This window comes from Ruegeria sp. E1, from assembly GCF_056534225.1.
The window spans coordinates 120,838-139,236 of sequence record NZ_JBQFPE010000013.1; the positions used below are offsets into that span (position 1 = coordinate 120,838).

General features: G+C 60.4%; 18 protein-coding genes and 1 pseudogene. 6 read left to right on the top strand and 13 right to left on the bottom strand.

The window, feature by feature from the left end; all coding sequences use genetic code 11:
* From zwf to ACR0FG_RS16630, 3 genes are all read right to left on the bottom strand, one after another.
* Positions 1-1,446, bottom strand: a complete 1,446-nt coding sequence (zwf, locus tag ACR0FG_RS16620; protein WP_480894122.1) for a glucose-6-phosphate dehydrogenase — start codon at positions 1,444-1,446, stop codon at positions 1-3.
* A 219-nt stretch (positions 1,447-1,665) separates the two neighbouring features.
* Positions 1,666-3,909 (bottom strand): phosphoenolpyruvate--protein phosphotransferase, encoded by a 2,244-nt coding sequence (gene ptsP / locus ACR0FG_RS16625; RefSeq protein WP_480894123.1) that lies wholly within the window; start codon positions 3,907-3,909, stop codon positions 1,666-1,668.
* A 45-nt stretch (positions 3,910-3,954) separates the two neighbouring features.
* A complete protein-coding gene (locus ACR0FG_RS16630; protein ID WP_170716189.1) occupies positions 3,955-5,193 on the bottom strand; it encodes an aspartate kinase in 1,239 nt (412 codons plus the stop codon).
* Positions 5,194-5,351: 158 nt separating this feature from the next.
* Between ACR0FG_RS16630 and ACR0FG_RS16635 the strand changes: the two genes are divergently transcribed.
* A complete protein-coding gene (locus tag ACR0FG_RS16635; RefSeq protein WP_480894124.1) occupies positions 5,352-5,708 on the top strand; it encodes a hypothetical protein in 357 nt (118 codons plus the stop codon).
* On the opposite strand, the gene ACR0FG_RS16640 is transcribed toward ACR0FG_RS16635, so the two are convergent.
* The 4 genes from ACR0FG_RS16640 to ACR0FG_RS16655 form a co-directional block, all read right to left on the bottom strand.
* Positions 5,702-6,340 (bottom strand): SDR family oxidoreductase, encoded by a 639-nt coding sequence (locus tag ACR0FG_RS16640; protein ID WP_480894125.1) that lies wholly within the window; start codon positions 6,338-6,340, stop codon positions 5,702-5,704. The two genes, ACR0FG_RS16635 and ACR0FG_RS16640, sit on opposite strands and share 7 nt — an antisense overlap.
* A gap of 3 nt (positions 6,341-6,343) precedes the next feature.
* Positions 6,344-6,793, bottom strand: a complete 450-nt coding sequence (locus ACR0FG_RS16645) for a DUF1178 family protein (RefSeq protein ID WP_170716195.1) — start codon at positions 6,791-6,793, stop codon at positions 6,344-6,346.
* 195 nt (positions 6,794-6,988) lie between these two features.
* Positions 6,989-7,738 carry an EcsC family protein gene (locus ACR0FG_RS16650; RefSeq protein ID WP_480894126.1) on the bottom strand — a complete coding sequence of 250 codons (750 nt, stop codon included), beginning with the start codon at positions 7,736-7,738 and terminating at the stop codon, positions 6,989-6,991.
* Between the two features lie 53 nt (positions 7,739-7,791).
* On the bottom strand, positions 7,792-8,286 hold the full coding sequence (locus tag ACR0FG_RS16655) for a GNAT family N-acetyltransferase (RefSeq protein WP_480894127.1): 495 nt from the start codon (positions 8,284-8,286) through the stop codon (positions 7,792-7,794).
* A gap of 72 nt (positions 8,287-8,358) precedes the next feature.
* Here ACR0FG_RS16655 and ACR0FG_RS16660 point away from each other — a divergent pair, with 72 nt between their 5' ends.
* On the top strand, positions 8,359-8,964 hold the full coding sequence (locus ACR0FG_RS16660; RefSeq protein WP_480894128.1) for a flavin reductase family protein: 606 nt from the start codon (positions 8,359-8,361) through the stop codon (positions 8,962-8,964).
* A gap of 121 nt (positions 8,965-9,085) precedes the next feature.
* Here ACR0FG_RS16660 and ACR0FG_RS16665 read toward each other — a convergent pair whose 3' ends face one another.
* Complete coding sequence (locus ACR0FG_RS16665) at positions 9,086-10,720, bottom strand: SulP family inorganic anion transporter (protein ID WP_480894129.1); 1,635 nt, start codon at positions 10,718-10,720, stop codon at positions 9,086-9,088.
* Positions 10,721-10,924: 204 nt separating this feature from the next.
* Here ACR0FG_RS16665 and ACR0FG_RS16670 point away from each other — a divergent pair, with 204 nt between their 5' ends.
* The gene (locus ACR0FG_RS16670) at positions 10,925-11,797 is read left to right on the top strand and encodes an S-methyl-5'-thioadenosine phosphorylase (RefSeq protein WP_480894130.1); all 873 of its coding nucleotides are present in this window, start codon (positions 10,925-10,927) and stop codon (positions 11,795-11,797) included.
* 12 nt (positions 11,798-11,809) lie between these two features.
* Here ACR0FG_RS16670 and ACR0FG_RS16675 read toward each other — a convergent pair whose 3' ends face one another.
* Complete coding sequence (locus ACR0FG_RS16675) at positions 11,810-12,670, bottom strand: alpha/beta hydrolase (RefSeq protein WP_480894131.1); 861 nt, start codon at positions 12,668-12,670, stop codon at positions 11,810-11,812.
* Positions 12,671-12,890: 220 nt separating this feature from the next.
* On the opposite strand from ACR0FG_RS16675, the gene ACR0FG_RS16680 reads away from it, so the two are divergent.
* The 3 genes from ACR0FG_RS16680 to ACR0FG_RS16690 all read left to right on the top strand — a co-directional run bounded on the left by ACR0FG_RS16680 (position 12,891) and on the right by ACR0FG_RS16690 (position 15,215).
* Complete coding sequence (locus tag ACR0FG_RS16680) at positions 12,891-13,922, top strand: DUF418 domain-containing protein (RefSeq protein WP_480894132.1); 1,032 nt, start codon at positions 12,891-12,893, stop codon at positions 13,920-13,922.
* Between the two features lie 37 nt (positions 13,923-13,959).
* The gene (locus tag ACR0FG_RS16685; protein WP_480894133.1) at positions 13,960-14,589 is read left to right on the top strand and encodes a LysE family translocator; all 630 of its coding nucleotides are present in this window, start codon (positions 13,960-13,962) and stop codon (positions 14,587-14,589) included.
* Positions 14,590-14,675: 86 nt separating this feature from the next.
* Positions 14,676-15,215, top strand: coding sequence for an adenine phosphoribosyltransferase (locus ACR0FG_RS16690; RefSeq protein WP_170716213.1), 540 nt, complete (start codon positions 14,676-14,678; stop codon positions 15,213-15,215).
* Positions 15,216-15,291: 76 nt separating this feature from the next.
* Here the strand turns inward: ACR0FG_RS16690 and ACR0FG_RS16695 are convergent, their stop codons facing one another.
* From ACR0FG_RS16695 to ACR0FG_RS16710, 4 genes and pseudogenes are all read right to left on the bottom strand, one after another.
* Complete coding sequence (locus ACR0FG_RS16695; RefSeq protein WP_480894134.1) at positions 15,292-16,713, bottom strand: FAD-binding oxidoreductase; 1,422 nt, start codon at positions 16,711-16,713, stop codon at positions 15,292-15,294.
* Between the two features lie 38 nt (positions 16,714-16,751).
* The gene (locus ACR0FG_RS16700; RefSeq protein ID WP_480894139.1) at positions 16,752-17,543 is read right to left on the bottom strand and encodes an MBL fold metallo-hydrolase; all 792 of its coding nucleotides are present in this window, start codon (positions 17,541-17,543) and stop codon (positions 16,752-16,754) included.
* Positions 17,544-17,672: 129 nt separating this feature from the next.
* Positions 17,673-18,257: a GNAT family N-acetyltransferase gene (locus ACR0FG_RS16705; protein WP_480894140.1), complete on the bottom strand. Its 585-nt coding sequence runs from the start codon at positions 18,255-18,257 to the stop codon at positions 17,673-17,675.
* Positions 18,257-18,399: pseudogene (locus tag ACR0FG_RS16710) on the bottom strand (insulinase family protein); the annotation flags it as partial. The pseudogene ACR0FG_RS16710 and the gene ACR0FG_RS16705, both read right to left, overlap by 1 nt.

Genomic DNA, 18,399 nt, shown 5'->3' on the forward strand with positions numbered 1-18,399 from the left:
CTATCCTCCGATCTGCCGCCAGCGGCGGCCATCGCGATGCATCAGCATCAGGGCTTCTTCGGGGCCGGAACTGCCCTGATCGTATTTCGCGGGCTTATCGCCACGCTGCTCCCAGCCGTGAATGATGGGATCAACCCAGGCCCAGGCGGCCTCGGCCTCATCGCCACGCATGAACAGGGTCTGGTCGCCCCGGATGACGTCCATGATCAGGCGTTCATAGGCGTCGGGGGATTGCCCGTCGTCGCCCAAAGCGTCGGCAAAGCTCATGTCCAGCGCCACGTCGGACAGGCGGAAACCGCCCTGCCCCGGTTCCTTGATGGTGGTGCGCAGGGTGATGCCTTCGTCCGGTTGCAGACGGATCACCAGCACGTTGCCGTGCAGAGGGCCAACATTCGGGAAAATCGTATGTGGCGGATCGCGGAAGAACACCGCAATCTCGGATTCGCGGGCGCGCAGACGTTTGCCGGTGCGCAGATAAAACGGCACGCCCGCCCAGCGCCAGTTGCCAATATGGGCCTTGAGCGCGATGTAGCTTTCGGTCCGGCTGGCCGGGTCTCCGACGTGATCCAGATAGCCATCGCCGCCTTGGCTGGTGCGATACTGGCCGCGGGCGATGTCCTTGGGCTCGACCGGCTCCAGCGCCTCGATCACCTTGACCTTTTCATCGCGCACCGCGTTGGGCGCGAATTTCGAAGGCGGTTCCATCGCGGTCAGGCACAGCAGTTGCACCAGATGGTTCTGGATCATGTCCCGCATCGCGCCGGATTGATCGTAATAGGCCCCGCGCCCCTCGACACCTACGGTTTCGGCGACGGTGATCTGAACGTGATCCACATGGGTGGCGTTCCATAGCGGTTCGAACAGGGAATTGGCAAAGCGCAGCGCCATCAGGTTCTGCACCGTCTCCTTGCCCAGATAATGGTCGATCCGGTAGATCTGATGTTCATCAAAACAGGCACGCAGCCCTTCGTTCAGCGCTTTGGCCGAAGCCAGATCGTGACCAAAAGGCTTCTCGACCACGATCCGGCTGTCGGGTGTCGCCAGCCCGTGATCGTTCAGCCGCTGTGCAATGCCTGAAAACAGGCTGGGATCGACCGAGAGATAAAAGGCGCGAACAGCGTCCGGGCGCAGGGCCTTGGCCAGTTCAGGCCATCCCGCATCGCCCAGCGCATCGACGGGCACGTATTCAACGCGGGTCAGAAAGCGATCCAGCGTCTCTTTCTTGAACTGAGGCGCGAATTCCTGCATCGATTTGCGTAAAAGGTCACGGAATCCATCGCTGTCCATGTCCGAGCGCGCGGTGCCGATGATGCGCGCATCCTCGGGCATCTGGCCGACTTCGAAGCGGTGATAGAGCCCCGGCAGGATCTTCCGTTGTGCCAGATCGCCGGTCGCGCCAAACAGCACGAGGTCGAACGGATCTACCGGAATGACGCGTGAAACCATGGCGAGGCTCCTTCTTGGGATAGCGCCTGTTTAGCAGCGCGGCGCCTGGATGTGTAAGGTTGAAGCGTTGCGCTATCATGTTATCGCTAACATTCATCGCGTGGATAAGAAACCCCCAGGAAAAAATCAAGCCCGGAATTTTGCGCGGCGCTGAAACCTGGTGCTGACGGTTTCTTGGAAAGAAACCGGGCCTGAAACTTTTGAAGTTTCAGGCGCGCGTCAGTTTTGGGTGCGCAGCCAATCCATTACCGCCGGGCGTACGGATTGTTCACCGCGATGGCGGGCATCCGCGATGATCTTGCGCACGTCCTGCAGGTTCGACCGCAACAGCAGGCTTTTGACCGGACCGATCGAAGCCGGGCGCATCGACAGGGTTCGGATTCCCATGGCGGCAAGGCACAGTGCCTCGACCGGGCGGCCTGCATCCTCGCCACAAAAGCTGAGCGGCGTGTCCGAGACCTGACAGCGTTCGACGATGCGTTCGATAAAGCTGAGGAAACTGACATTCAGCGTATCATAGCGGCGGCGGACCAGTTCGTTCTCCCGGTCAGCGGCAAAGAAGAACTGTTTCAGATCGTTGCCGCCGACCGAGATGAAATCGACCTCGTCAAAGAATTTCTGCGGGGCAAAACCCAGCGACGGAGTTTCCAGCATCGCCCCGACCTCAAGCGTTTCGGGCAGGACATGGCCCAGACGTTTTTCGCGTTCGATGGTCTTGTTGACCTCCCACCGTGCTTCGCGGAACTCATCCGCCTGAGCCACGAAAGGGAACATGATGGTCAGCGGGCGGCCATTGGCGGCGCGGATCAGGGCCTGCAACTGCATCCGCATGACGCCGCGTTTGTCGAGCCCGACGCGGATGGCGCGCCAGCCCAGCGCCGGGTTGGGTTCGGCCACGTGTTTCATGTAGGGCAGAACCTTGTCCGAGCCGATGTCCAGCGTTCGGAACACCACCCGCTTGTCGCCTGCTGCATCCAGAACCCGTTGATATTGCGCCACAAGCTCTTGCCGTTTGGGCATTTTGTTGCGGATCAGGAACTGCAATTCGGTGCGGAACAGGCCGACCCCTTCGGCCCCGGAATTGGCCAGCGACGGAAGGTCAGCCATCAGACCTGCATTCATCACCAGATTCATCCGCGCCCCGTCCTGAGTCACGGTCGGGGTTTCGCGGATCGAGGCATAGCGTTCCTGCGCCTTGGCCTGCATGGCGATCTTGTCGCGGAAAGCGCTGACCACCGTATCCTCGGGCCGCAGATGCACCACGCCCTGATCGCCATCCACCAGAATGTGATCCCCGTTCAGCGCCTCGGTCGTGATCCGGCCTACATGCACCACAAGCGGGATCGCCAGCGCGCGGGCGACGATGGTGGCGTGGCTGCCCACGGACCCTTCTTCGAGAACGATTCCTTTGAGCGCGCGCCCATATTCCAGCAGATCGCCGGGGCCGATATTACGGGCGATCAGGATCGGGTCAGGCGGCAGATCAGCGCCGCCATTGGTGCCCTGCCCGGTCAGGATGCGCAGCAGACGGTTGCTGAGGTCATCAAGATCGGCCAGCCGTTCGCGCAGATAAGGGTCCGAGACCTGGCTCATCCGCGCGCGGGCCTGAGATTGTTCCTTTTCCACCGCGGCCTCAGCGCTGAGGCCGAGTGCGATGTCTTCTTCCATCCGCCGCATCCAGCCTTTGGAATTGGCAAACATCCGATAGGCTTCCAGCACCTGAAGCTGTTCCTTGTCACCGCCCTGCGAAATTTCAAGCATCTTGTCGACACCAACGCGCAGTTCATCAACCGCCTCGATCAGGCGTTCGCGTTCGCGATGCGGGTCGTCGGCAATCGGGTTGGTGACAACGACGCGGGGTTCGTGCAGCCACACATGGCCCTCGGCCGAGCCTTCCTGGGCGGGACCACCGCGCAGCAGCAGGGATTGCTGATGCAGCGGCGACAGGGCCGCGCCTTCACCGATAAAGGCCCCCAGTTCGGCCATTTCGGCCAGAACCATGGCGACCACTTCCAGCGCATAGATCTCGTCAGCGGAAAATTCCCGCGCCTCGCGGGATTGCACGACCAGAACACCCAGCTTTTGCCCCAGACGCTGCACCGGAACACCCAGAAAGGACGAAAACCGCTCTTCCCCCGTTTCCGGCATGTAGCGAAAGCCCCTGGCCGAGGGCGCATTCGCCGTGTTCATCACCTTGCCGCTTTGGGCAACGCGGCCCACCAGACCTTCGCCCATGCGCATCCGGGTTTTGTGGACCGCCTCGGGCGACAATCCTTCGGTCGCGCAAAGCTCCAGCGTCTCCTCGTCGCGAAACAGATAGATCGAGCACACCTCGCTGCGCATACTGTCCGCAATCAGGTGGGTGATCCGGTCAAGACGTTCCTGACCGGCGGCCTCGCTCGCCATTTCTTCGCGCAGCCGCCCCAGCAGCTTGCGGGATTCTGTTTCGGTGCCGTCCGCCATGGCCCACCCAACTTACGGTTTCAGACGGGCCTTAGGTCTGAATGCTCAGGCCGCCTTGTCCAGTTCAAAGGCATCATGCAGTGCCTGAACCGCAAGTTCCATGTATTTCCGATCCACAAGAACGGAAATTTTGATCTCGGAGGTAGTAATGACCTTGATGTTGATCCCCTCATCCGAGAGCACCTTGAACATTTTGGCCGCAACACCCGACTGCGAGCGCATTCCGATACCAACAACCGAGACCTTGCAGACATCTTCGTCAGCGACGAGTTCGGCATAGTTCAACTCGCCCTTTTCCTTGATCGCCAGCAGCGCCTTTTCGGCGCGGGCCACCTGATCGGTGGGGCAGGAAAAGGTCATATCCGTGCGCCCCTCGTCCGAGATGTTCTGGACGATCATATCCACGTTCACGCCTTCATCACTGAGTGCGGTAAAGATGATCGAGGCGATACCGGGACGGTCGGCCACGGATACCACGGTCATCTTGGCTTCGTCGCGGGAATAGGCCACACCGGCCACAACATTGGATTCCATGATATCCTCCTCGTCGCAGACCAGCGTGCCGGCCTCGTCGGATTGTTCTTCGAAACTGGACAAAACGCGCAGTTTCACCTTGTAGCGCATCGCCAGTTCGACCGAGCGGGTTTGCAGGACCTTCGCCCCCAGCGAGGCGAGTTCCAGCATCTCTTCAAACGCGATCCGGTCCAGCTTGCGCGCCTTTTCGCAGATGCGCGGGTCGGTGGTGTAGACACCGTCGACATCCGTATAGATATCGCAGCGTTCCGCATCAAAGGCTGCGGCAAACGCAACGGCGGTCGTGTCGGACCCGCCACGGCCCAGCGTGGTAATGCGGCCTTCGGGGCTGACGCCCTGAAACCCGGCCACAACCGCAACCCGCATCCCTTCGGCAAATTTGGCATTGATATTGTCGGTGGGGATCTCTTCGATTCTGGCCTGACTGTGGGCGCTGGTGGTCAGCAGCGGCACCTGCCAGCCCTGCCAACTGCGCGCGGGAACATCCATTTCCTGCAGGGTCAGGGCCATCAATCCGGCGGTCACATTCTCACCCGAGGAAACGACGGCATCATATTCACGCGCATCGAACAGCGGAGAGGTTTCGTTGACCCAGCCCACCAGTTCATTGGTCTTGCCCGACATGGCCGAGACGATGACGATCACGTCATATCCCTTGGCCACCTCGACGCCCACGCGTTTCGCCGCACGACGGATACGGTCAAGGTTGGCGACCGACGTGCCGCCGAATTTCATTACAAGTACGGGCATGGGGGCTGGTGTCTCCGCGCCTTTGAAGTCTGGTCCCCGAGCCTCATATGCGAGGGGGGCTTCAAGGGCAAGTGGGCAAAGCCAAACGTATACACGGCTTTACAAGCCGGGCCCGCAGTGTCAGCCTATCGCCAACCGGTTCATTCAAGAGGATTTCCATGCTGCGTTTCGCATTGGCCCTGACGTTGATATCATCCCCCGCCCTTGCTCAGGTCGCCACCCAGGCTGGCACCGATGGCAAGAACGCTTTAGGCACTGTGCCCTGTGCGGCAAATGCCGGTGATCCGCTGCAAAGCTGCCACGCCGAGCTGCGCCGCCGCGAGGATGGAACCGCGACATTGGCGGTGCAGTTGCCGGGCGGTGATGTGCGCAGCATCTATTTCACCGATGGGGTGCCGGATTCCAGCAGTTCGGCCTCGAAACTGACTTATGAGACCCCCGGCGACATCATGGTGATCTATATCGAACCCGGCGAGGTGTTCGAGATCCCCAAGGCGGCTCTGACCTCTCAGTAAGGATGCGAGCGGCCATCCCAGGTTTCAAAACATCCCGTGGTCGCTGGGGATAGCGCGTCAAACCGGGTCAGCAGGCCGTTTGCGGCCTGATCCACGGTAATATCAGCAGCCCCGCCGCCCATATCGGTTTGCACCCAACCCGGATGATAGATGCCGACCGAGATACCGTCAGCGCGCAAATCCGTCGCCAGGTTCCGCCCCAGATTCAGCACCGCCGCCTTGGAGGCGCGATAGATATAACTACCGCCCGGCGCGTGAGTATGCGAGGCCATCTGCGATGACAGGATCGCGATTTTTCCCTTTGCCAGCCGCAGGTTGGGTAAAAGGGACTGAACGGTCAGAAACACGCCGGTGACGTTGGTGGCAAAGCTTTGCGCCCACATCTCAGCGGGATAGTCATCGATGCTGTGCCCCTTGTCCAGATAGACGCCCGCATTGCAGATCAGCAGATCAATCGGTTGCCCCACTAGCGCTTGCGCCAGTTCGGCCTGTTGCACCGGATCGGTCACATCCAGCTTGATCCGGGCACTGTCATCGCGCGCGGTTCCGATCACCTGATGACCGTTTTGCAGATAAAGCTGTGACAGCGCCTTGCCGATGCCGCGATTGACCCCGGTGATAACGATGTTCATGCCTCAGTTGGTCTTTCTGCTGGGCAGAAACGGCAGCGGAGCCACTGGCACGCCTTCTTCGATCAACTCGCGGGCTTCTTCGGGCTTGGCCTCGCCATAAATTGCGCGCTCGGGCGCGTCGCCCAAATGCATCTTACGGGCCTCGCTGGCAAAGGCTTTGCCGACATAGTCCGAGTTCTCCTCGACCTTGCGGCGCAATTCGCCCAGCACTTTTTCAATATCCGGACCTGCCGAGGCCACCTGAATCCGCTCGCCCTCGGACTCGCTATTCGCAAGCGCGGCGCCCCGTGCGGGGCGCACCCGGGGTGTCATGATCGCCTTTTCCACATCTTTGCAACCACAGACGGCGCAAACCACCATCCCGGCCGCTGCAAGTTTGTCGTAAGCTTCGGCCGACTGGAACCAGCTGTCAAAGCTGTGGCCATCGCTGCATTTCAGGGCGTATTGAATCATGGTCCGTCCAATTTCCTGCTAGGCGAATTGATACCGGGCGGATCGGTAATTTCAAGTGTTTCCAGCCCATGCTGCATTAAGATTGGCCGCAGAGCCCTGACAATACCGGCACGAGCGAAAAAGTTACGCTACGTCACGCAAAATCAGACAGGCATCACCCGTTTTTGCCCGAGCGTCCACCCCGGCACGTCGCCCCTAGCTTATCATACGACGCGACAGGCGCTGAACCAGTTCATCATGGGGAATATCGGCATCAATCGCCAATCGGCGCAGGCCAAAGTGAACCTGCGCGATCTGCTGATAATAGCGTGTATAGACGTAATTCGTTCCGCCCCCCGCCAGGGCCCCCAGCACTGGCACCGACTGGGCCGCCAGTTTCTGGCCCAGCACCACAGACAGGCGCGGCGCTACGGTGGCGATCAGCTTTTGCATCGTTGGCCCTGTCAGCGTCAGACGGACCGAGAAGAACCCCAGATCGGCCCCGTCATCTTCGACCAGCGGGCCAGCGGCGGAGAGCACGCGAATCGAGTCGAATTTGACGTTCTCTGCCGCAGGATCAAACCCTTCCCGCGCAGCCGCGCCCTGGATCGCACGCAAAAGCATCGCCGTTGTTGCCGGCAGTTCGATCAGGGCCGAGGTGACGCCGCCCATGCCGCCAGCCGCCCCCATCGCGGTGGTGACAGCTGTATTGACCCAAGGGCTTTGGTCCGGCACCGCCCTGCGCGAGCCCTGTGCTGCGTGCATGGCCATCCACAACGCCCGCTCGGTTGCCCCGGTCAGGCCGTCCCGCACAGGCTGGGGCAATTGGTCGAGCAACGATTCAGCAGACCCGCCCAGACGGTTCAGCAATTTCACACCAGCACCGCCAGCGGCTTTGTAGTGCCGGGCCAGACGATCAAGCTCGGCCTCGGGATCGATTTTTTCAATCAGAACCACGTCCTGCATTCATGCCCTCCTGTGTATACAAGATTGGCATTTTGCCGACAGCTTTCAATGGCTCAGCGCGCCCAGCGCGTCACTGACCCCGCCACATCACGCCACGCATCGGGGGTCAGATCCAGCCCCAGAATACGTTCGGGGTTGGTCGGCGGCGGCATCTCGACCCCCTGCAAGGGGCTGAAACCAAACCGCGCATAATATGGCGCGTCGCCCACCAGCATGACCCGCTGCCAGCCCTGATCGAGACCTGCCCCCACGCCTTCGCGGATCAGAAAACCGCCCAGCCCTTCGCCCTGATGGGTCGGATGGACGGCAACAGGCCCAAGCAGCAGCGCGTCGTGATCGCCCACATGCACCGGCCAGAACCGGATGGCCCCGGCCAGAATGCCCTGACCATCGCGCGCCACCATCGACAACCCGGTCACAGGGGGCACATCATCGCGCAGACGGTATGACGACAGCGCCTCGCGCCCCGGCGCAAAGCACAGGTCATAGAGCGCCTCGACCTCCCACCAATCGTCCGGCTCTTCCGGCCTGATTCCGAACTGCTGCACCCCGGTCCTCTTTTCCTTGCTGGCAATCGCCCTAGCACTTCGGTACGACTTGGGCAAACGCTTGGAGTACCTATGTTCTACCGTCCCGAAAACGGCCACGGCCTGCCGCATAACCCGTTCAACGCGATCATCACGCCGCGCCCCATCGGCTGGATTTCGTCACGCGATGCGGATGGGGTCAATAATCTGGCCCCCTATTCCTTTTTCAACGGGGTCGCCTATGAACCGCCGCAGGTGATGTTCGCCTCGACCGGGATGAAGGACGACCAGAATGGCACCAAGGACAGCATGGCTAACATCGAAGCAACCGGCGTGTTTTGCGTCAACATCGTCAGCCACGCGCACCGTGATGCGATGAATGCAAGTTCTGCCGGGTTGCCGAAACATATCGACGAGTTCGATCACGCCGAGTTGACCCCCGTGGAGTGCGAAACCATCCCCTGTGCGCGCATTGACGGCGCTCCGGCGGCGCTGGAATGCGGGCTGACTCAGATCGTGACCCTGCCGGGTGCTGCAAACCGCGTGGTGTTTGGCGAAGTTACCGGCATCCATCTGCATGACGATCACATCAGGGATGGCAAGTTCGACGTGACCACATTCCAGCCGCTGGCGCGACTGGGGTATCGGGATTATTCAGTTGTAACAGATCTGTTTTCGCTTAGCCGACCGGACGATTAGGGGGCTCTGCCCCCGCCGCCTTCGGCGTCTCCCCCGGGATATTTTCAGACAGATGAAGCAGGGGATCCTTTATTCATCTGTCCCCAAATATCCCGGAGCGCGAGGCAGAGCCTCGCAAAAATCAATGGCCCCCAAGGATGCCGGTGCGGACCGAGTAATCAACAACCAGCCCGTAATCCGGGTCGTCGTCGCTGTCCACCATCAGGTGACCGGCCTTGGTCAGCAGCTTGTGGCAATCCCGGCTCAGGTGACGCAGCATGACGCGCTTGCCGGCGGCCTCGTATTTGGCTGCGACGTTTTCGATAGCCTGCAAGGCCGACTGATCCACGACGCGGCTGTCGGCGAAGTCGACGATAACCAGTTCGGGGTCAGAGCTCACCTCGAACAGTTCGACGAAGCCTTCGGACGAGCCAAAGAATAACGGGCCCTTGATTTCATAGACCTTGGCACCCTTTTCGGTGACCGACTCGCGGGTTTCTGCGTGGATGCGTTTGGCGTTGTTCCAGGCATAAGCCAGTGCCGAGACGATCACGCCCACGACTACGGCGACCGCGAGGTCTTCCATTACGGTGACAACCGTCACCAGCACGATGACGAAGGCATCCATCGCTGGCACTTTGCGCATGATGTTGAATGAGTTCCAGGCAAAGGTGCCGATCACCACCATGAACATCACTCCTACCAGCGCGGCCAGCGGAATCTGCTCGATCAAAGGCGCGGCGAACAGGATGAAGACCAGCAGGAACAGGGCTGCGGCGATCCCGGCGACGCGGGTGCGACCGCCGGATTTCACGTTGATCATTGACTGACCGATCATCGCACAGCCGCCCATGCCGCCAAAGAAGCCGGTGACGACGTTGGCCGCACCTTGTGCGATACATTCCTGCGAGGCTCCGCCGCGTTTGCCGGTGATTTCGCCGACAAGGTTCAGGGTCAGCAGGGATTCAATCAGGCCGATGGCGGCGAGGATGACGGCGTAGGGCAGGATGATCCGGAAGGTCTCAAGTTCCAGCGGCACCATCGGGATGTGGAAGGCGGGCAGGCCGCCCTCGATTGACGCCAGATCGCCAACGCGGGGGACGTCGAGCCCCAGACCGATGACCAGCGCGGCGACGACAACGATCCCGGCCAGCGGCGCGGGGATAATCCGCGTCACGCGGGGCATGACCCAGATCACCGCCATGGTCAGCGCAACAAGGCCCAGCATCGTATAAAGCTGCAGCCCGGACAGCCATTCGCCGCCGCCCATGCCGTGGCCGGTATTCTCCATCGTGCCGGGGACCTTGAACTGTCCCATCTGCGCCAGGAAAATCACGATGGCCAGACCGTTTACAAAGCCCAGCATCACGGGATGCGGGACAAGGCGGATGAACCGGCCCCAATGCATCGCGCCTGCGATCACTTGTAGGATGCCCATCAAAACAACCGTGGCGAACAGATATTCAACCCCGTGCTGCGCGACCAAGGCAACCATGACCACAGCCAACGCGCCTGTTGCGCCCGAGATCATGCCCGGACGGCCACCGATCAGCGCGGTGATCAGGCCCACCAGAAATGCCGCGTAAAGGCCCACCAGCGGGTGAACCCCCGCGACAAAGGCAAAGGCGACCGCCTCGGGGACCAGCGCGAGGGCCACTGTCAGACCCGACAACAGCTCGATCCGGATACGGGACAGTGTAAAGCCTTCGTCGGGCATCCAACGCAGATCGGGAATGGCTAGGCGATTGGCAAAGCTTGCCAGCAAGGCTCGGGGCATGGATCAGTCCTGTGGGTCGTCATGTTCGCGCGAATGGGGCGTTCTAGCGGTCATTCCCGACAAGAGATACGGCGCAGAGTGGGACTCTGCCATGCGCCTAACGCATAGCAGGCCACGGCCACGCACAAAGCGTTGAAGCCACTTGCCAAATCCCGTGCGGCCCCGCAGAACAAAAGAAGCAGAAATTTCATCCGGAGAGCCAAAGTGACCCAAACCAGAATTGCCGTTATCGGAGGATCGGGCATCTATGACATAGATGGTCTGGAAAATGCGGAATGGGTCACGGTCGAAACTCCCTGGGGCGCACCGTCGGATCAGATCCTGACCGGGTCCTTGAATGGCGTTGCCATGGCCTTTCTACCACGCCACGGGCGGGGGCATGTGCATTCGCCCACGGATGTACCCTATCGCGCCAATATCGACGCGCTGAAGCGGTTGGGCGTGACGGATGTGATATCGATCTCGGCCTGTGGGTCGTTTCGCGAACATATGGCGCCGGGCGATTTTGTGATCGTGGATCAGTTCATCGACCGGACATTTGCGCGCGACAAAAGCTTTTTCGGGTCGGGCTGCGTCGCTCATGTCAGCGTTGCGCATCCAACCTGCCCGCGCCTGTCGGACGCCTGCGAAACAGCCGGAAACGCCGCGGGGATCACCATCCATCGTGGCGGCACCTATCTGGCGATGGAAGGTCCGCAATTTTCAACGCTGGCGGAATCGAGGATGTACCGCGAGCAATGGGGCTGCGATGTGATCGGCATGACCAACATGCCCGAAGCGAAACTCGCCCGTGAGGCGGAGCTTTGTTATGCCTCGATCGCCATGGTGACAGATTACGACAGCTGGCACCCCGATCATGGTGAGGTCGATGTGACCGCCATCATCGCCACCCTGACCGGCAATGCAGACAAGGGCCGCGCTTTGGTCAAGGGTCTGCCCGCCTTGCTCGGGTCCGAACGCGCTCCCTGCCCGCATGGCTGCGACCGGGCGCTGGAATACGCGATCCTGACAGCGCCGGAAAAGCGCGATCCCGCGTTGATGGCAAAGCTGGACGCGGTGGCGGGTCGCATCCTCTGATCCTGTTGGCCTCTAGTTCTGAGACAGGCTTTTCTGCACCTCATCCCACAACCCGTGTGACCACAGGTCGTTATGGGTTCCGTCGGGGATCGCATGGAATTGCGTGTTGTCGCCGGATATTTCCGCCAGAGCCGCGCCATGGTGAAACGGAACCGTTTCGTCATTGGTGCCGTGAAAGATCAAGGTCGGCACAGTGATATGTTCAATCAGATCGCGGGTGGCGAACTGATCCTTCATTAGTGCTGATACGGGCAACCACGGATAGCGTTCGGCGGCAACATCGACGGTCGCCGTGAACGGAGCCTCAAGCACCAGAAGCCGGGCACCGGGGCGTTGTTCGGCCACGGCGGCGGCCACGCCTGTGCCAAGGCTCTGCCCGTGCAGCACGACCTCAGCACCTGCGCCATCCAGCCGGTCGAACATCTGGACGCCGTCTTCGATCAAGGCAATTTCCGAGGGCTCGCCCTCGCTGCCTGGAAAGCCGCGATAGCTGGGGGCGAGCAGGCCATAGCCGCTGTTGAGAATTTCTCGCATACGGTCGGCGCGGTCGCCCAGATTGCCGGACTGGCCGTGAAAGAACAAAACCGTCGGCGCGCCATCGATTGCGGGCGGCGCCGACCATGCTGTCAGCACGGCACCATCCGCCATCGGCAGCGAGATCGCATCGACATCGGCCAGCCCAACGGCGCGGGGTTCCGGCAACTCACCGCCCGGTTTGAACAAAATGGCGCGTTGATTGGCGTACATATACCCCAGAATGCCCGCATAGATCGCAGCCGAAATAAGGACCAAGGCGGCCACAACGCCCCTGATCCCACGGAAAGCTGACCGCGAGGCGGTCGAGTTCGTGTTCAACTGTTCTGTCTGTACCATCGGCCCCTCCGACCGGGTTGGAGTTACGAAAGAGTCTGGGGGGCTCGGGCCATGGTTTCAACCTATGCTCTCCGAGCTTAATCTTAACTTAATCCTGTTGCCGGAATGTCGACCGCAAGTTCAATTTTCCAGACCATGGTTGAAAACTCCCGCGTCAAATCCAACTTAAATGCGATTATCGGATGCAAAACAGGCTATTAGAACATTGCGAAGGACAGATGTGAAACGTCTTGATGCGCTGGACGCTGCGCGTTTTCTGGCCTTTTGCGGCATGGTTCTGGTGAACTTTCGCATCGCAGCACAGGTTGCGCCCGGGAACGACTGGGCCTCATCCCTGATCGACGCGCTTGAGGGGCGCGCGGCGGCGCTGTTTGTCGTGCTGGCGGGCGTCAGCGTCGGTCTTTCGCGGATCTCGGGGCCTGTTCTGCTGCGCCGCGCCGCTTTCCTGTTCGGGCTGGGCCTGCTGAACATGACGATCTTCGACGCCGATATTCTGCATTTCTATGCCGTGTATTTTGTGATCGGCGCGCTGTTTCTAACCGCCCAACCGCGCATGATGTGGCTGGGCGCGGGTGCCCTGATCGCGCTGAGTCTCACGGCGCATTTCATCTTTGACTATGATCGCGGCTGGGATTGGACAGCGCTGACATATGTCGACCTGTGGACCCTGCCCGGTTTCCTGCGCAACCTGTTCTTCAACGGCTGGCACCCGGTCTTTCCCTGGACCGTCTTTCTGTTGATCGGTATGGCTATCGGGCGATCTGAACTGCACACATTATGCGTTCAACACCGGCTGATCATGTGGGGCTTTGGAGCTGCCGTATTGGCCCTGTTCCCACAAATGCTGACCTCTGACCCCGATCTGGCAGCGCTTTTGGGCACCGAATCCATCCCTCCGGGTCCGTTCTACATCATTGCGGGCACCGGTACGGCCTGTTTGGTTATCGGCTTGCTGTTGAAACTATGGCCCCGGATCGAAAAGACGCGGATTGCCCCGGCGCTGACTTTGCCGGGTCGGCAAAGCCTGACGCTTTACATGGCGCATATTCTGATCGGCATGGGCATTCTGGACGAGGCGGGGCTGCTGGACGGCCAATTAAGCGCGGCACAGATCGTTGGATATGCGGCGCTGTTCTGTGCCATGTCTTCAGTGTTTGCGATACTTTGGAGCCGCAAATTCAGACACGGCCCGCTTGAGGCGGTGATGCGCTACGTGACCGAACCATCGAAAAGGTTGACGCGAAACTCGTAACAGGGCTTGCTGGCGCAAACTGTGTCGAAGGTTTCTCATGTCTCTGGATATCTGGCTGGCTTTTGTGGCTGCATCAACCGCCTTGCTGCTGATCCCCGGCCCAACGGTCTTACTGGTGCTGAGCTACGCGCTGTCCAAAGGTCGCAGCGTGGCGGTCGCCTCGGCGACCGGAGTCGCAGTTGGCGACCTGATCGCAATGACCGCGTCTCTTATGGGTCTTGGCGCGCTTGTTCTGGCCTCAGCAACGCTGTTTTCTGTTCTGAAATGGGTTGGCGCCGCATATTTGGTCTGGCTGGGTCTCAAACTGCTGCGTAGCGCCCCGTCTGACGGGCTTCAAACCGTGGCAACGGGTCGGGATGTCACCGCACGCGGTGTGTTTGGCCATGCGGCCGCCGTCACTGCATTGAACCCGAAATCCATCGCTTTCTTTATCGCCTTCGTCCCGCAATTCCTGCGCCCGGCTGACCCGCTTGGCCCGCAATTTGCAATCCTGATTGCAACCTTCGTGGGATTGGCCGGTTTGAACGCTCTGGCCTACGCGTTGCTGGCAGACCGTCTGCGTCAGATGATCGGGCGCCCCGGCATCATCACCGGAATAACCCGTTTCGGAGGGCTGACCCTGATCGGGATGGGCATCGCCACGGCGGTTCTGAGGCGTCCGGCGTAAATTGTCACGGGCGGCGAACGAACCTTGCAAGGCTGCCCGTCATACGCCAAAACCCCCAGCGTGTTTTGACGTCGAAAGGGTGGCTCATGTCCAGAAACAAAACCGTCAAGGATTACATCCGGACAATCGTCGATTTCCCGCATGAAGGGATCATGTTTCGCGATGTTACCACTCTGTTTGCCGATCCGCGCGGCTTTCGCATCGCCATCGATCAGATGCTGCACCCCTATGCGGGCGAGCGCATCGACAAAGTCGTCGGGCTTGAGGCCCGCGGCTTTATCCTGGGTGGTGCCATCGCGCATCAGCTCAGCGTCGGATTTGTTCCGATCCGAAAAAAGGGCAAGCTGCCCGGCACCACCATCAGTCAGGATTACAAGCTGGAATACGGCGAGGCCATCGTTGAAATCCACGACGACGCCATCCAGCCGGGCGAAAAAATCCTCGTGGTCGATGACCTGCTGGCCACCGGAGGCACAGCAGTCGCGGGGATCAAGCTGATCGAACGCCTCGGCGGCGAAATCGTATCCTGCGCCTTTATCATCGACCTGCCCGAACTGGGCGGCCGCAAACAGCTGGAAGAGATGGGCATGGACGTCCACGCGCTTTGCGCCTTCGAGGGCGCATAAGCCCCGCCCTTCTTCTGTTCAAAAATACCTCGGGGGAATCCAGCCCCCTTAAGGGGCGGGATGGGGGCAGCGCCCCCTACCCGGTTGACGCCAAAACCGCGCCAGGGTTCATGATCCCCTTGGGGTCAAGCGCCGCCTTGATCGCCCGCATCGCTTGCAACTTGGTCGGATCGGCGTAACGTTCAAGATCGCCTGCTTTCAGTCGGCCCACCCCATGCTCAGCACTGATCGATCCGTGAAATTCGTGCACAAGATCATGGATGGCCGTTTTCACCGCGCCCCGAATACCGTCATATTCTGCCCGGTCATGCCCCTTTGGCGGAAATACGTTGTAGTGTAGATTTCCATCCCCCACATGACCAAAACAGTTGATCCGAAACGGACCTTGTTCGGCCACTACCTCTTGCCCGCGTGCGATGAAGTCGGGGATCACTGAGATCGGGACCGAGATGTCGTGGCTCGATATTGCGCCTATCAACCGGTTGGCCTCGGGTATCTGCTCGCGCACGGCCCATAAAGCATCGCGCTGTGCCCCGGTCTGGGCGATCACCCCATCGAAAACCAGGTCCAGACCTTCAGCAGTTGAAAAGATCGTTTCAAGCATCTCGGCCGGGTCTTGCCCAACGGACAAGCCCAGCTCGATCAGGACGCTCCATTCCGGCGGCTCGTCGAAAGGTTGGCGAATGTCGGGCAACACTTCTGACAGGAATTCCAGCCCTTGCCGGTGGATCAGCTCAAAAGCACTCACACCATCGCCGACCAGATCGCGCGCAAGCGCCAGCAGATGGATTGCCGCGTCAGGTGATTCAACCTGCAAAATCGCGGTTCCGACACCCGCAGGCTGCGGAAACAGCTTCAACGTGGCTGCGGTGATAATCCCAAGCGTTCCTTCTGAACCGATCAGCAGGTTTCGCAGGTCATACCCGGTATTGTCCTTGCGCAACCGGCTGAGGCCATGCCAGATCTCGCCACTTGGCAAGACCGCTTCAAGCCCCAAGCATAGATCGCGCGCATTGCCATATCGCAGGACATTGACCCCACCGGCATTGGTCGCCAGATTTCCGCCGATACGGCAGGATCCTTGCGCTGCAAGCGAAAGCGGAAACAGACGCCCGGCTGCCTCGGCTGCGGCATGTATATCGGCCAGGACCGCCCCCGCTTCGGCGACCAGAACATTCTCGGTCGGATATACACCGCGAATAGCCGCCATTCTCTCTGTCGAGATCAAAAGCGGCGCGGGGCCATCCTGCATGACCTGCCCGCCAACCAGACCCGTTCCGCCAGCATAAGGAACCACAGGCACCCGCGAATCTGAGGCCAGCCGCACCAACATCGCGACCTCTTCAACCGACCTTGGCAAAGCCAACAGACCAGCCTGTCCCGCGAACCTTCGACGCGGCTCTTCCAGATAGCGTGCATCAACCGGGCGCAGAATATCCGCGCCAAGTTGCGCGCGGATTACATCAGCAAAATTCTCATCAGCGGGGTTCAGAACCATGGTTACTCATTGCCCAAGGCAAGCCGCAACAACAAGACCTATTCCAGATCAATCAGATATTGCGGTTCCAGCACCACAACCGTGGGCCGGCCAGGCAATGTGCGCAACGAGACGACAATCTCGGACACGCCGTCCCGTTCGACCGGAAAGTCATTCCGGATATCGACCAGAAACCGCTCCAGCGAAAAACCGGAAAACCAGTGCATCGGGATAATCACCGAGCTTTTGAGTCGTTTCAGCACCGAGATCATCTCGGGCAACGGCATGGTCGTCCCGCCATCCACGGCCGCCATGACGACGTCTAGACGGCCAAGCGCCGCGAATTGCTCATCTGATGGCACATGGTGCAGATGCCCAAGATGTCCGATGCACAAGCCTTCTATCTCGAAGACGAAAATCGAATTGCCGCGCTCTTCCACGCCCGCAAAAGCCGAGCGAATATCGGTCGAGACATTCCGCACCAGCATTTCGCCAAGATCGAGGTAATGCTCGATCCCCTGCCCGAACTCACCCCATCCCGGCAGAACATGTGGTATCGCGGGATCAGGATGCGCGGTCCAGTGGGTGCTGTGAGCGTGATTCATCGTCACCACATCCGGAATGAAATCGGCACTTCCGATGAAGCCGGTGAAATCCGTCACCGCGTTCAGCCCGCCCCGTGTCTGGATCAGAAACGACGCATGAGCGACATAACTGATCCGCACAGAAAATTCGGGTACAGGGTCCTGCCACGCCGCCTTATGAACAAACTCGATGCCGGGTGCTGCATCCGCAATTGCGATGCAATGGCTCGGCCGCCGCTCCTGCGCGACAGCCCCGCCTGCAATCATCATCAGCCCAAAAACAATCCACCGCATGACCTGAGTGTAGCGCATACGCCCGCCAAGTCATGTCCCTTGTTCTTCTGTTCAAAAATACCTCGGGGGGGTCGCGGCTTGCCGCGGCGGGGGCAGAGCCCCCTAGCCCGCATCGGTCTTGCCCCGCCGGTCAGATCGTAATGACGCATACAGAACATGCGTCCGCCACCGTCCGTTGATCTGCAGATACGACTGCGCCACGCCTTCGTATTTGAACCCGGAATTTTCCAGCAACCCGCGTGAGGGCTTGTTCTCGGGCAGACACGCCGCCTCGATCCGGCTCAGGTCCAGCCGGGTAAAGGCATGATGCACCACCGCGCCGATGGCCTCGCGCATATATCCCTGACGGGCATAGGCCTGCCCGGTCCAGTAGCCCAACGTGCCTGCCTGTGCGGGGCCGCGACGCACATTGTCCAGCGTGATCGCGCCCAGCAATTCGTCATCAGAGCGACGAAACAGAAACAGCGGGATCGCGGTGCCGCTGGCCACCGAGCGTTGCGCCCAATAAACCCGGTTGGTGAAGGACTTGCGGCTCAGGTGATCCTTGGCCCAGATCGGTTCCCACGGGGTCAGATAGTCGCGCGACGCACGGCGCAGCGCGGCCCAGGTATTGAAATCGGAATGCACCGGCGGGCGCAAGCTCAGACGCTCGGTTTCGAGTTTCAGCTTGCGTCGGCCCAACAGCATCACGCCGCGCGCCTCTCCTGCAGTTGCGCCAGTGTCGGCGCGCCTGACACGGGGCCGTAAAGCGCCAGCGCCGCCGGAGCTTTCACTGCCATCGCCTCGGCAAAGGCGCGCACGTCTTCGGTGCTTACCGCGTTGTTCTTGG